This window comes from Fibrobacter sp. UWEL (genome assembly GCF_900142535.1).
In the GTDB taxonomy this organism is placed as follows: Bacteria; Fibrobacterota; Fibrobacteria; order Fibrobacterales; family Fibrobacteraceae; genus Fibrobacter.
Window position 1 is genome coordinate 17111 of sequence record NZ_FRBE01000018.1, and the last position, 15556, is coordinate 32666.

Annotated in this window: 6 protein-coding genes; 5 read left to right on the forward strand and 1 reads right to left on the reverse strand. The window is 50.3% G+C overall.

Annotation, left to right across the window (positions count from 1 at the left end):
• Window positions 1-159 precede the first annotated feature (159 nt).
• From BUB59_RS11275 to BUB59_RS11285, 3 genes are all read left to right on the forward strand, one after another.
• Entirely contained in the window at window positions 160-2328 is a 2169-nt protein-coding gene (locus tag BUB59_RS11275) for a family 43 glycosylhydrolase (RefSeq protein WP_234980033.1), read from the forward strand.
• A 206-nt stretch (window positions 2329-2534) separates the two neighbouring features.
• Window positions 2535-6434, forward strand: a complete 3900-nt coding sequence (locus tag BUB59_RS11280) for a beta-galactosidase, LacZ type (protein ID WP_159433366.1) — start codon at window positions 2535-2537, stop codon at window positions 6432-6434.
• A 229-nt stretch (window positions 6435-6663) separates the two neighbouring features.
• Complete coding sequence (locus BUB59_RS11285; RefSeq protein WP_073230019.1) at window positions 6664-9666, forward strand: glycosyl hydrolase family 95 catalytic domain-containing protein; 3003 nt, start codon at window positions 6664-6666, stop codon at window positions 9664-9666.
• 152 nt (window positions 9667-9818) lie between these two features.
• Here BUB59_RS11285 and BUB59_RS11290 read toward each other — a convergent pair whose 3' ends face one another.
• Window positions 9819-11321 (reverse strand): CE1 family esterase, encoded by a 1503-nt coding sequence (locus tag BUB59_RS11290; RefSeq protein WP_073230021.1) that lies wholly within the window; start codon window positions 11319-11321, stop codon window positions 9819-9821.
• A gap of 349 nt (window positions 11322-11670) precedes the next feature.
• On the opposite strand from BUB59_RS11290, the gene BUB59_RS11295 reads away from it, so the two are divergent.
• On the forward strand, window positions 11671-13590 hold the full coding sequence (locus BUB59_RS11295) for an endo-1,4-beta-xylanase (RefSeq protein ID WP_073230102.1): 1920 nt from the start codon (window positions 11671-11673) through the stop codon (window positions 13588-13590).
• Window positions 13591-13758: 168 nt separating this feature from the next.
• Window positions 13759-15549 (forward strand): endo-1,4-beta-xylanase, encoded by a 1791-nt coding sequence (locus BUB59_RS11300; protein WP_073230023.1) that lies wholly within the window; start codon window positions 13759-13761, stop codon window positions 15547-15549.
• The last annotated feature ends 7 nt before the right edge of the window (window positions 15550-15556 follow it).

The following is a 15556-nucleotide window of genomic DNA, read 5'->3' on the forward strand; positions in this document are numbered from 1 at the left end:
GTGATGATTATCACGAAGACGCTTTTTTCGGCGTTTTTGGCGCTTTTTAGCGCATATGCCCTTTGACAAATTGTCCAGAGCAATTCTTTTACGGCTATTCACATGGGCGGAAATTGGAGATATTTTTAGAGAGAACTTTTAAAAGGGTTTGGTTTTGTTATGATGAAGAGTTATAAAAAGTGGATTGCACCCACTATTTTTGGTGCATTCGGTTTGGGAATTGTCCCTTCCGTTATGGCGGATAATCCCATTATCCAGACATATTATTCTCCGGACCCGGCTCCGGTTGTATTCGGCGATACGCTTTGCTCCTATTCCGGTAACGACGAAGGTGGTTCCTTCTTTACCATGCATGGTTGGCGCGTTTCCTGCACCACCGATATGGTGAACTGGACCGATATGGGCGAGCTGATCCTGGAAGCAGGCGACTTTAACGGTAGCGCCAAGAAGAATGGCGACTGGGCTGCTCAGGTAATCCGTCGTAAGGATGCCAGCGGCAAGTACAAGTATTACTACTATGTGACTGTTGAATCTACCAAGGGTGGCCGCGCCATTAACGTGGCTGTTGCCGATACCAAGGAAGGTCCTTTTAAGGATGCTCTGAACGGCAAGCACTTGGCTGGTCCTAACTGGGACTACATCGACCCTACCGTATGGATTGATGATGATGGCAAGGCTTACCTGTACTGGGGTAACCCCAAACTCTATTTCTGCCCTCTCAAGGACAACATGATCGAATGCGACGGTGGTGTCCAGCTTACGGACATGGCTAGCTTTAACGGCAAGTATACGGAAGGCCCGTGGATCCACAAGCGCGGCAAGAAGTACTACATGATCTATGCTGCTGGCGGCGTTCCCGAATCCATTGACTATTCCTGGAGTGATAAGCCTACAAGCGGCTGGCAGTATAAGGGAACCATTATGCCTAGCAGCGAACCGGGCTCTGCATTTACGGTACATTCCGGTATTGTGGATTTCCAGGGCCGTAGCTTCTTCTTCTACCATAACCAGCGCCGCGTTCCCAGTGCTGGTGGCTATTCCCGTACTTCTGCAGTGGAAGAATTTACCTGGGGTGCCGATGGTACCATTCCTACCATCCGCATGACGGATGATGGTGTAACTAAGCCTATCAAGAATTTGGATCCTTACGAAAAGGTTCAGGCCGAAACCAAGGCTTGGGTGGAAGGCATTACTGTGGATAAGGCTGGTGGTTACACCATTATCAAGAATGTTGAAAGCGAAGGCAAGACTGTTTATCTCACCAACATGAATGCGGGTTCCTGGACCAAGGTCCGTTCCGTGGACATGAGTGATGGTGCCGATAATATCGTGGTTTGCACTAAGGGTGGCTCCGGCGTGATTGAACTTCATTCCGGTTCTGCTACTGGTCCGCTGATGTCTACCATTAAGGTTCCCGCAAGCGATACCTGGCAGGAAAATTCCTTCGAAGTGACTGGTGCCGATGGCGTTGCAGACTTGTATTTCGTATTTAAGTCTGGCAACTTCAAGTTTGACTACTGGTACTTCGAAACTTCCGCAACTGCAGTTCCTCAGGAACCGTTCGGTGGCAAGGCTTGGGCAATTCCGGGTAAGATCGAAGCCGAAGACTTCGACAAGCCGGGTAAGGGCCGCGGTAACAGCTCCTTCCAGGATAGCGATACTGAAAATCATTCCTGCACCGACGAAGGCAAGGAAGCTGAATGCTCCGAGTACCGTAGCGAAGACGCTCCCGCAGTGGATATCTACAAGAAGAGCGCAACACGCACTGTCGTAGGATACATTACCAATGGCGAATGGCTGGAATACACTGTGGACGTTGCCAAGGATGGTGACTACACTATGTATGCCGCTGTGGCTTCTGATGGTGGCTCTAGCTTCAAGCTGTCTGTGGATGGTGAAGACGTTACCGAGGATATTGCGGTTCCCGCTGCAAGAAAGAGTGAAGACGATGCTCAGAACTTTGATTCCTACAGCAAGGTTTCTGCAGATGTCAAGCTCACCAAGGGTCAGCACATTCTGCGCTTTACCGCAACAGCAGACTGGTTCGATATTGATTACTTCAACTTCGTTGCGAAGGGCGAAGAAGATCCGTGCCCCATCGGTGCAGAAAGTTGCGGCGATAACAAGGATGCTTTGGTCAAGAACTTCCAGGTGGTGAATGCTGGCGCCTCTTACAATGTATTCGATATGCAGGGTAAGAAGCTTGGCATGATTCATTCCAACGGTGCAAACTTCTCCGAAGCAATGATCAGCGCTGGCTTCTCCAAGGGTGTTTACATGCTCCGCAATGTAACCTCCAAGAAGTCCCAGATGGTGAAGGTGAAGTAGTAAATACTTTGTTCTAAATACGGAACGTTGAGAAAGGCTCTCGCTAAGGCGAGAGCCTTTCTTGTTCTGATGGGAAATCGTCGCCATTCATTGTTTGTCCACGATGGACATATTTGGATAAACTGTCCATAGGAGTGTTGAAAAAAGTGTTTTAAAAATTGATCAAAAGGAATATCTTTGTAGTGTTGGTAATTGTGAGGAATACTATGAAAACTAGTAGTTTGTTTTTGAGTGTTGCAATGGCTTCTGCTGTTGCTGCTGTGGCTCAGCCTAATAACGAATGGAATGGCAAGCCTACGATCTTTGGCGTGAATACGCTTACTCCCCATGTGACTTCCATGCCGTATTCTTCTCTGGAAGAAGCATTGAAGATGGACCGTCGCGGATCTGAATGGTATCAGACTTTGTCTGGCACCTGGAAGTTCTATCATGTAGACGCTCCTGCACAGCGTAACAACGATTTCTATGCGGATAACTATGACGTTTCCAAGTGGGACGAAATTCCGGTTCCTGGTAACTGGCAGATTTATGGTTACGACCATCCCATTTACAGTAATGTGATCTATCCGTGGAATAAGAACGACTGGATTAGCCCTCCGGAAGCTCCCACCAAGTTTAACCCCGTGGGTCATTATCGTCGCGAATTTACCGTTCCCGAAAAGTGGGACGGCAAGCGCATTCGCCTCCATTTCGAAGGTGTTGAATCCGCCTACTACGTATGGGTGAACGGCAAGTACGTTGGCTATAGCGAAAACTCCTTCACCGACCACGAATTTGATATTACCGATAAGCTTCGCAGCGGTAAGAATAACATCTCCGTACAGGTGTTCCGCTGGTGTGATGGCTCCTGGATGGAAGACCAGGACTTTATCCGTCTGGCTGGTATTCATCGTGATGTGTACATCTACGCTACTCCCAAGACTCACATTCAGGACTTCCAGGTAAACGCTTCCTTGGCAAGCAATTATTCTGATGGTACTCTGGATGCTAGCGTCTGGGTGAAGAATACTTCTAGCTCCGCCTCCGGTTCCTACACTCTGGAAATGGGTGTGTATGATGCTTCTGGCGCAGCAGTATCTACCGACAAGTCTACCGTTTCTGTTGCCGCCGGCAAGGAAGAAAAAATCAGCTTTAGCAAGACTATCGCTTCTGTAAAGAAGTGGGGTTCCGAAACTCCTAACCTCTATACTTTCGTCCTGACTTTGAAGGATGCCGCCGGCAAGACCATCCAGGTGGAAAGTAACCGTATCGGTTTCCGTAAGGTTGAACTCAAGAAGGATGGCAACGGCATTACCCGTTTCTACGTGAACAATTCTCCCGTGATCTTGCGCGGTGTGGACCGCCATGAAATTGACCCGGATTATGGCCATACTATGAGTTATGAACTGATGGAAAAGGACGTGTTCCTGATGAAACAGTTCAATATTAACGCTCTCCGTATGTCTCATTATCCCAATGACCCCCGTATGTACGATCTTTGCGACAAGTACGGTATCTACGTCATTGACGAAACCAACCTGGAAACTCATGGCGCAAACGATAAGGTGCCTAAGAGCGACGACAACTGGCGTAGCGCTTCTGTGGAACGTATCAGCTCCATGATTCAGCGCGACAAGAACCATCCTTCTGTGATTATCTGGTCCCTGGGTAACGAAGCTGGCTGGGGCAATGTGTTCGGCACTATGCAGGAATACGCCCATCAGGCTGATAAAACCCGTCCGGTTCATTACGAAGGTGATAACGACCACGCCGACGTGAATAGCTGTATGTATTGCAGCGACTGGACTGCCGCTACTTACAACAACAATAACAAGCCCTGGATGCTCTGCGAATATGAACATGCCATGGGTAACTCTGTGGGTGAATTGAAGGAATACGTAAAGGCTTTCTATGATAATCCCCGCGTGTTTGGCGGCTTCATTTGGGACTTTATCGACCAGGGTCTCCGTCGCAACGGCACCAAGTACTTTAATTTTGGCGGTCTCTGGGGCGATGAACCTAACGATGACAACTTCTGCGCCAACGGCTTGGTCCTTCCGGATCGCGAATTGCAGCCTGAAATGTGGGAAGTGAAGCATCAGTATCGTAACATTGTTGTTCACGAAAAGTCCATGGAAAAGGGTCTGGTGGAAATTGAAAACCGCTTTGACTTCCTGAACCTGAAGGATTATGTGAATGCTGTTTGGACCTTGAAGGAAGACGGTAAGGCTATTGCTACCGGCAAGCTGGCTGGCACTGACCTGGATATTGCTCCCTTGGCAAAGAAGGAAGTGACCATCGGATTCAAGAAGCCGGAACTGAAGGCTGGTTCTGAATATATGCTGGATATTGATTTCCAGCTGAAGAATAAGGAAGATTGGGGTGACGCTGGCTTTAGCATTGCTCATGAACAGTTTGCCGTCAAGCTTGGTCAGGGTAACATCCCGGCTGTAGACTTCTCCAGCCTTCCCAAGCAGAAGGTTTCCGAAGGTAATGGCTCCATGACTGTGGAAGGTGACGATTTCATTGTCTCCATCAACATGGAAAACGCAACCATCGAAAATTATAAGTTGAATGGCCTGCAGTTGATCCAGCAGGGTGGCGTACCTAACTTCTGGCGCGCTCCTACGGATAACGACAAGGGCTACAATATGGAAAAGGTCAGCGGCGTATGGCGCAAGGCTGGTAGCGGCCGCAAGGTGAATAGCTCCAAGGTCACTAAGGTCAGCGACAACGAAACCCGCGTAGACTTTACTCTGGGCATTTCCGCCGGCTATTCTACCATGACATTGAGCTACACCATTTACGGTAGCGGCGACATTCTGGTGGATTACACTCTGTCTCCGGATGCCGCTCAGCCGGATATTCCCAACGTAGGTACTCTCTTTACCATTCCGGGTGGCTTTGAAAAGGTCCAGTGGTATGGTCGCGGTCCTGCAGAAAACTACGTTGGCCGTCGTGAAGGTAGCTATGCCGGCATTTACAGCGCTAACGTGGATGACTTCTTCGTCCCCTATATGGAAGTGGGCGAAACCGGTCAGCGTAGCGATGCAAGATGGATGATGCTCACTAACGCACAGGGCAAGGGCCTGATGGTTGTGGGTTCTCCTCTCATGGAATTCAATACCTTGCGCTACACTCCGGAACAGCTCACCGACGTGAAGCTGCCCTGGGATCTGAAGCGTGACAAGGAAATCACCCTCCGTGTGGACCTGCAGCAGATGGGCCTGGGTGGCACCAACAGCTGGGGCGCAAAGCCTCTCAGCACCTACATGCTGGGCGCAAAGAATACCTATAAGCATAAGTTCCGTATTACTCCGGTTCGCGGCCTGATGGAAGATCCTACCGTACTTGCCAACATCGGTTTCCCCAACTTGGAAACTAGCCTGGTGGATGCCAAGTATCCCGCTATTGAATATGGCGAAGTCAAGCAGGAAGCCTTTGCGGAAAATACCTTCCCGGGCGAAATCCAGATGGAAAATTACGACAAGGGCGGTGAAGGCCTGAGCTTCCACGACGCTGATATGGAAAACGAAGGCGGTGTCTATCGTCCGGATGACGGCGTGGATATTGTCTGCCTCGGCGGAACTGATGGAAAGGATTGCAAGGGCTATGCTCTTGGCTATACCCAGCCGGGCGAATGGCTTGAATTTACCGTTGACGTGAAGGAAGCTGGTGATTACCTGTTCCGCGCCAACGTGGCAAGTGGTCTTGAAGGAAGCGGCTTTAAGCTGTACATGGATGGCAAGGCTGTTACCGATACCATTCTCGTCCCCAAGGGCGAAGACTGGGATACCTACGGCACTATCGATGGAAAGATTGGCTCCGTTACTGCAGGCAAGCATGTGCTGAAGGTGGAAATCACCGGCGCCTATGCAAACATCGACTGGATCCGTTTCGGTACCAATGAAGAAGCTCTGCCTGTTGTTAACTCTGTAGAGTTGAATGTTGCCGAAGAACAGGACTTCTATGTATATAGCGCCAAGGGCAGAATGCTCACCAAGGTGAATGCGGTTGACATGAACCAGGTTCGTGACCAGTTGCAGGCTCGCGGCATGCAGCCCGGCGTGTACATTATCCGTAGCGCCAACGGCGGCTCTCGCCAGATTATGAAGCTTACGCGATAACGCAAGCATCAAGCGCTAGTAAAGATTCCACACCCAAATACAAGACATCCCGGAAGCAATTCCGAGATGTTTTTTTATCGCTCCCGTCATCCTGAGCGGAGTCGAAGGATCCAGTGACGTTTTGGTCTTTTGACAAAATGTCAATGGGACTTTTTTTAGGGATGTTGTAAATCAACTCCTACGGGGGTATTTTTGACGATATAAAAGTTGGGTAAAAAAAGAGGTTATTATGATTCTGAGAGATATGATGTTTGGATTGGGCATGAGTTTTGCAACTCTGTCCGTTCCTGCATTTGTAGCACCTGCAATGGCTGCTCCCGAAACATCCCACGTTCTGTGGTACAATAGCGATGCTGGCACCACTTTTACGGATGCACTTCCCATCGGTAACGGTTACATGGGTGGCATGATTTATGGCGGTGCCAGTAAGGACGTGATTGGTCTGAACGAAGGTACCGTCTGGAACAGTGGTCCGGGTAGCAACAACAAGAGCGGTTCTGCCGCTAAATTGGCTCAGATTCGTAATGCACTTTTCTCTGGTGACTACAAGACTGCAGAAGATATGACCGGTAGTTTCGCCACCTACGACGTTGCCGCATTCCAGCCCGTAGGTGACCTGGTCATCAATACAGGTCACACTGCTTCTGACTATCGTCGCGAATTGGATCTTGAAACAGCTACTGCAAAGACTACTTATACTGCAGGCGGCGTCAAGTATACCCGCGAATATTTTGCAAACTATCCTGACAATGTGATGGTGATTCGCCTGACTGCAAGCGAAAACGGTAAGGTCAACTTTAGCGCTGGCCTCACTTCTCCTCATACCAACAAGAGCGTGACTAATTCCGGTAGCAACACTCTCGTCATGAATGGTCAGGTGAATTCCATCAAGTTCCAGACTCGTTTTGTGGTGCAGGCTGACGGCGGTACCGTCAAGGCTGGTAATGGAACGGTGGATGTTTCCGGAGCAAATTCCGCAACCATCATCTTGAATATCGGCACCAACTTCAACTCCTTCGATAACGTCTCTGGCGACCCGGCCGCCCGTGCAGAGGCTGCCATCGCGGCTGCCAGCAAGAAGACTTATGAACAGCTGAAGGAAGCCCACCTGAAGGACTATCAGGAACTGTACAATCGTGTGCGCCTGAACCTGGGTACCGCCGCTTCCAACGCTGGCGATATTACCACCAGCCGCGTCAAGGCATTTAACACCACCGACGACCCCTCCTTCGTGGAACTGTACTATCAGTTTGGTCGTTACCTCATGATTTCCTGCTCCCGTAAGGGTGGCCAGCCCGCAAACCTTCAGGGTATCTGGAATAAGGACACTTCTCCTATGTGGGGTTCCAAGTACACCACCAACATCAACCTGGAAATGAACTACTGGATGGTGGAATCTGCCAACCTCCAGGAATGCGGTGTGCCTCTGTTCGACAAGATCAAGGCTCTGGTCTCTCAGGGTTCCAAGAGTGCCAAGGAAATCTGGGGAACGGACCGCGGCTGGGTTGTACATCATAATACTGACTTGTGGAACCGTACGGGACCTGTGGACGGCTCCTGGGGTGTGTGGCCTTCTGGTGCAGGTTGGCTCAGCACTCATCTGTGGGAACATTACCTCTACACCGGTGATAAGCAGTTCCTGAAGGACGCTTACGAAACCATGAAGGGTGCCGCTGAATTCTACCTCACCACTATGGTGGAAGAACCGAAGAGTGGCCACAAGTATTTGGTGACCGCTCCCAGCGATTCTCCGGAAAATACCCACGGCGGCTACAACGTCTGCTTTGGCCCCACCATGGATATCCAGATTGCCCGCGATGCTTTCAACAACGCTATCGAAGCCTCCAAGATTCTAGGCGTTGATGAAGACCTGCGTGCAGAATTCGAAACTGCTGTCAAGCGCTTGCCGCCCAATCAGATTGGTAAGTATGGCCAGCTTATGGAATGGTTCGAAGACTGGGACGATCCCAAGAGCGAACACCGCCACGTTTCTCACCTTTACGGCCTTTTCCCCAGTGCCCAGATTTCTGTAGACGGCACCAAGGACGAAGCTGAAGCAGCAAAGACTACCTTGACCCAGCGTGGCGACAATGCTACCGGCTGGTCTCTGGCCTGGAAGATCAACCTGTGGGCTCGTCTTCAGGATGGCGATCACGCTTACAAGCTGGTGCGCAACCTCCTTACTCCGGACCGTACCTACAACAACCTCTTCGACGCCCATCCGCCTTTCCAGATTGACGGTAACTTTGGCGCAGTCTCTGGCATTAACGAAATGTTCATCCAGAGCCAGGGCGGAAAGATCCGCGTGCTTCCTGCGCTTCCCTCCAAGTGGTCTAGCGGTAGCGTTTCTGGCTTGAAGGCTCGCGGCGGCTTGACTGTGGATTCCCTGGCTTGGAACAACGGCAAGCTGACCTATCTGGGCTTGAGTGCCACTAATAAGGATAACCTGACCATTGAATATAACGGCAACATCGCCAGCACCACTACCATGGCGGGCGGCAAGTACGAATTCGATGGCAACCTGAAGGTGACCAACGAACCCTTCGAAGCGGTGGCTTTGCCTGCCAAAATTGAAGCCGAAGATTACGTGGCCATGGATGGCGTGGTCATCGAGCCTGATGAATCTGGTGAGCCTAACATCGGCTGGATTGAAGACGGCGATTGGTCCGAATACTTCGTGAAGGCTCCTAAGGCTGGCCATTACACCCTGAAGGTTCGTGTTGCTTCCGGTTCCGAGGAAAAGAGCACCATTACCATTTCCAACGAAGCGGGGAAGACCTTGGGAACCATTACCGTGGATCCCGAAAAGACCTCCGGATGGAATGACTGGTATGAAGAAGAAACCTCCATCGAACTTCCCGCTGGTGAACAGACCTTGCGCTTTACCTATAACGGTGAAGGCTTCCTCATGAATGTGGATAACTTCAGTATCGAATCTGGTACGGACGCAATGCCTGATATTGCCGCACAGCGCATCAACTCTCTGGAAGTGGCCCGCGTGCCCATGTCCCGAGCAAGCGTTGCCCTGATGGTGAAGGCTCCCGCAGGTGAAAGTTACACCGTGCGTCTGCTGGATGTAAATGGCCGGCAGGTGGCTGCTTCCCGCGGTATCGGTTCCGCAGGCGCAAACCTGGTGGAATTTGGCGCTACTAGCCGACTTCCGCAAGGCAATTACATCGCTGTGGTTCGTAGCGGTTCCCGCCAGAAAACGCTCCGTCTTTCCGCCTTCTAATAATCATGCCGATGTAAATCGGCATCCGCTTGATAAGCTTGGGTTGTTTGTCAGGAAAAACAACATCCCATACAACAAAAAGGTCCCCGCAGCTCGCTGCGGGGATCTTCTTGTTGGTTTTTCTGAGAGAATCTATGATCTAGAGATCGCCATTACTGCATTTCGAAGGAGTAGAGGAACGGCCAGCCGATAGAAGCGTCACCGTAGTCATGGCCGCCACCCTGCTTGGTGCAGAGAACAACCTTGGAGCCTTCCTTACAGTTGGAGTATTCCTGGCAACCATCCTTGTTGGTGGTGGGAGAACCGGTACAACCGTTCTTGTCTGCCCAGAACTTGAAGTTCTTTTCGGCGCCAAGGAAGTTCAGACCGTCGTTGAAGCCACTGTCGCCACCCTGGTAACGGCAAACGTTATCGTTGGTGCCGCGGAACATGATGATAGGAACTGCACGTACCGGAGCGCAGCTTGCGCTGTTCACGGTGTTCAAGTCCATAGCTGCGGGAGCCACTGCAGTGAAGACGTCAGACATGTTACATGCAACGTGGTTGCTCATGCCGCCGCCCATGGAGAAGCCTGCTGCGTAGACGCGCTTGGTGTCGATGCAGGTCAATTCTTCAACCTTCTTGATCATTTCACGAGAGAACTTGATGTCATCATCGTAAGAGCAGCAAGGACCAACGTTCCAGCCCGGGCCCATGGTCTTGGTGGTGCCCTGCGGGTACAGAGAAATGCCGCCCAGTGCATCGGAGTAGGTCTTGTAGCCGGAAGAGTTCATGTGGCTAGCAGACTGACCGCCAATGGGGTGGTAGTCCACAACCAGAGGAACCGGCTTGTCGCCCTTGTATGCTGCGGGGACGCGCATAATGAAGGTGCGTTCCTTGCCATCGACGGTCACGCTCATGTTGTGTTCGCCGGATTTATAAGTCTTGCCTACGCAGCTGACGGTTTCAGGAACCTTGCTGGAGCTAGAGGCAACCTGTGCTGCGCTGGAGCTAGATTCAACCTTCTTGCTAGAGCTAGAAGCGGGAGTGGGGATAGTGCTGCTGGATGCCGGGTTGAACGGGACATTTGCAACTTCCATAACGACCTTAACGCCGGTTTCGTGTTCTGCAGTTGCCTGGTAAGTCTTATTGGTGTAGCCAGTCTTAGCAAACTGCAGCATGGGGAGAGCTTCACCTTCCTTCATCAGGGCGCTCATGACCACGCCCTTGTCGGAAAGCACGTAATTTTCAATTCTGCTGTTGGAAGTCACGCGGAGAACCATCATCTTCTGAGAGTACTTGCTGAGATCCAACTGAATGTTAGTGGAAATCTGGTCCTGGAAAACGACCTTGCCAAGTGCGTCCATCAGGGAAACCTTCAAATCCTTGCCATTTGCGTTGGCAATGTTCAGGAAATTACCTTGCTTCTGGACAGAAACTGCGCCGGAAGCTGCGACACCGAAGTTTCCGATGGCGTCGGTTTCGTTAGAAAGGCTGAATGCGCCGTCTGCGCCGCTAGTTGTTTCGAATCCGCCGTAGTTGAAGGTATTGATATTGACATCAGCGATGCCCTTGTTGTCAGTACCTACGACGTTGCCGCTAACACTCCAGCCGAAGGCTGCAGAGGAAAGCATGGCGACTGCGCTAACTGTTCCCAAAACATGAGGGAATTTCATAGAATACACTCCTTTTTTTGTTGCAATATTTCCAAACATTGAAACATCCTACTCAAAAAATTAATTCCAAGCTGGAATAATTAGACTAGTGTGAAAAACACTTTCCGTTTGCAAAATACTAACGAGTTTTTGTTTACATACGCGGGATGTTGTAGAAAGTATCCATGGGCGATCTTGATAAAAGTGGCGAAATTTTGCTAAAAACGCCATTTTATTGCGAGTGTTGTTATGCTTATGGACATTTTATCCATGGAAACTGCTTTTCGGTGCGAAATATTCCAACCCGTACGAAATAGATTACGTGATGGTTGGAAAAATCAATCCAATAAACAAAAATAAGGATGTGGATATGAAAAAGATTAAAAAGTCTGTAGCTGCAGCTCTCGCTCTTGCCGCTGCATGCGCAGTACCGTCTTTCGCTGGCCCGGGTCTCGCCGATGGCGCAGCAAAGTTCGTCGGTAACATTACTCAGTCTAATACTGCTCCCGGTCCCAACGACACTTACACCAAGTTGTGGAACCAGGCCACTGCAGAAAACGGCTGTAAGTGGGGCTCCATCGAAGGCAGCCGCGGTAACTATAACTGGGCTGGTTGTGACGCTGCCTATAACTGGGCTAAGAACAATGGTGGCCACTTCAAGTTCCATGCTCTCCTTTGGGGTTCCCAGTATCCCAGCTGGCTCGAAAGCTTGAGTGTTGATGATACTAAGAAAGCTGTTGTAGCATGGTTTGATGCTGTTAAGAAGCATTATCCTGATCTGGAAATGATCGACGTGGCAAACGAAGCTATCCGTACCGGTAACGGCCAGTATCATTCTAACTATACCAAGACCAAGCTTATTCAGGCTTTGGGTGGCGATAATAATGACTACGCCTTCCTTACTACCGCTTTCAAGATGGCCCGTGAACGTTGGCCCAAGGCAATCCTGATTTATAACGACTATAATACCATTCAGTGGAATGTGGATCAGGGTATCGACCTGATCAATACCATCAGAAAGAATGGTGCTCCTATTGATGGTTACGGCCTTCAGGCTCACGACTTGATGAGCCAGGGCGGTGGCGCTAATGGTACTGGTGGCGGTGGTGCTTGCCTTGCTTACAGCACCTTTAAGTCTACCATGGAAAAGATCCATAGCAAGACCAACAATTTCCCGATTTTCATCTCTGAATACGACATTCCCACTACGGATGATGGCATTCAGGAACAGTGCATTAAGGAACAGTTCACCTACTGGTTTGAAGACCCGTATGTAGCCGGCATCACTTTCTGGGGCTATATCTATGGTCAGACCTGGCTCAACTGTAATAACACTGCAAATGGTTGCTCCGGCCTTATCAAGAACGGTCAGGACCGTAAGGCTATGACCTGGCTGAGAAACTATCTCGCATCCAACAAGGGTGTAAACACCACCGGCCTCATTGGTGGCGAACCTGTTGAACCGGAACCGCAGACTCCGTATGGTGGCAAGGTTGCCTCTATTCCGGGTAAGATTGAAGCTGAAAACTTCGACGTTCCGGGCGTAGGCGTTAACGAAGATGGTTCCTCCAATGCTTCTTACAGCGTTGCAAACGGCGGTAACGGCGACTCTAACTACCGCGATGGCGAATCTCCCAACCTCTACAAGGGTGGCACTGGTGTCGTTATTGGTTACAACAATACCGACAACTGGTACGAATACACTGTAGAAGTTGCAAAGGCTGGTGATTACACCATTATCGCTTCTGTAGCATCTCAGGATGGTGGCGAAATGAGCATCTCCATGGACGGCAAGTCTGTTGGTTCCATTACCGTTCCCAGCACCGGTGACTACAAGACTTTCCAGGATGCTTCTACCAAGGTTACCCTGGCTGCAGGTAAGCACATCATGCGTGTTACCGTGACTAAGGAATACTTTGATATCGACTACCTGAACATCGTTGAAGGTTCCGTCGAACCGACCCCGGCATCTTCTGCAAGCGTTGAACCTGTTCCGGCATCTTCTGCAAGTGTTGAACCGACCCCGGCATCCAGCGCTAGCACGACTCCTGTTGCCGAATCCTCTTCTGGCACTGATGCTATCGGTCAGAGCCTCCAGCTGGAATTCGATACCCGTCAGGACTTCGATATCTTCGATATGCAGGGCCAGTTCATGGGTCGCCTCAGCGGCTATAGCTTTGACGAAGCCATCTTCACTGTCCAGAATGGTAGCGTCAAGTTCGCTAAGGGTGTCTACTACATCCGTAACCGCGGCACCGGCACCATGCTGAACTTCCGCATCGTCAAGTAATCTTGCCGTAGCGCAGCTCTCTCTTAATGGAAATGCCCCCGGATCTATTCCGGGGGTTTTCTTATGGACATTTTATCCATGGAAAGTGAATTTACCCCTGTTATTATTATTCCAATAGGAAATAGTTTAATGAATGGTGAATATGGGAACAACAAAAGGATTAGGGTTATGAAAAAGTCTCTTACAGCACTCGCTTTCGCAACTGCATGCGCAGTTCCGTCTTTCGCTGGCCCCGGTTTGGCTGATGGTGCAGCCAAGTTCGTGGGTAACATTACCACAAATGGCCAGGTTCGTTCCGATTTCGGTACCTACTGGAACCAGATTACCGCTGAAAATGAATGTAAATGGGCATCTATCGAAGGTTCTCGCGGTAATTATAACTTTACCGGCTGTAAAAACGCCTATAACTGGGCCAAGAACAATGGTGGACACTTCAAGTTCCACGCTCTGGTCTGGGGTTCCCAGTATCCTAGCTGGCTCGGCAACCTGAGCGAAGCCGATACCAAGACCGCTATTACCAACTGGTTTGACGCCGTCCAGAAGCAGTTCCCCGATCTGGAAATGATCGACGTGGTGAACGAAGCTATCCGTACCGGCAACAACTCTTATCATTCCGGCTATACCAATACCAAGATTATCCAAGCTCTGGGTGGCGACAACAATGGTGACTACACCTTCGTGACTACCGCCTTTAAGATGGCTCGTGAACGTTGGCCGGAAGCAATCCTGATTTATAACGACTATAATACTGTCCAGTGGCAGAAGAACGAAGGTATCCAGCTGATCCAGACCATCAAGAAGAATGGTGCTCCGGTGGATGGCTACGGCCTTCAGGCTCACGACATGATGACCCAGGGTGGTGGTGCAGGTGGTACTGGTGGTAGCGGCGGCTGCTTGAACATTAACACCCTCAAGGGCGTTATTGAAGAAATTTGGACAAAGACCGAAACCCCCATGTTCATTTCTGAATATGACATCGGTACTGACGACGATAATACCCAGAAGCAGTGCTACTCCGAACAGATTTCCTACTTCATGGAAAATGAACATGTGGCTGGCATTACCCTGTGGGGCTACATCTACGGTTCTACCTGGACTACCAACGGTAACTCTGGTATCATCAAGAATGGCAATGACCGTCCCGCAATGACCTGGCTCAAGGAATATCTGTCCAAGAACAAGGGCGTCAATACTACTGGCCTTGCTGGTGGCGAAGTCCGCGATCCTGAACCTCAGACTCCGTATGGTGGCACTGCAGCTTCCATTCCGGGTAAGATCGAAGCAGAAAACTATGACGTTCCGGGTTACGGCTCCGGCAATAACTCCTACAGTGTTGCTAGCAGCGGCAATGGTAACTCTGACTACCGTAAGGATACCAGCCCGAACCTCTACAAGGGTGGTACTGGCGTCGTGATTGGCTACAACAACACTGACAACTGGTACGAATACACCGTCGATGTCAAGGAAACTGGCTCCTATACCATGTATGCAGCTGTTGCTTCTGCAGGTGGTGGCGCATTTACCCTCTCTATCGATGGTAAGGCTATTACCGAAAGTATCGCAGTTCCCGCAGCAAAGTCCGGTACCGACACTTATGACGAATACGAAAAGGTTTCCGCTGACGTGAACCTGACCGCTGGTCAGCACATCCTGCGCCTCACTGTGGATAAGCAGTACTTTGATATTGACTACATAACCTTCGTTGCCAAGGGCGAAAAGGACCCCGAACCTATCGATGGTGATGACGCTATCGGTCAGACGATCCAGCTCGGTGCAGAAGTGAAGGCCGACTACGACGTGTTCGATATGCAGGGCCAGTTCATGGGCCGCCTCAGCGCCTATAACTTCGGCGAAGCCATCAGCACCGTCCAGAATGGTAACATCAAGTTCGCTAAGGGCGTCTACTTCGTCCGCAACCGTACCAACGGAAAGATGCAGAACTTCCGCATCGTCAAGTAAAGATCCT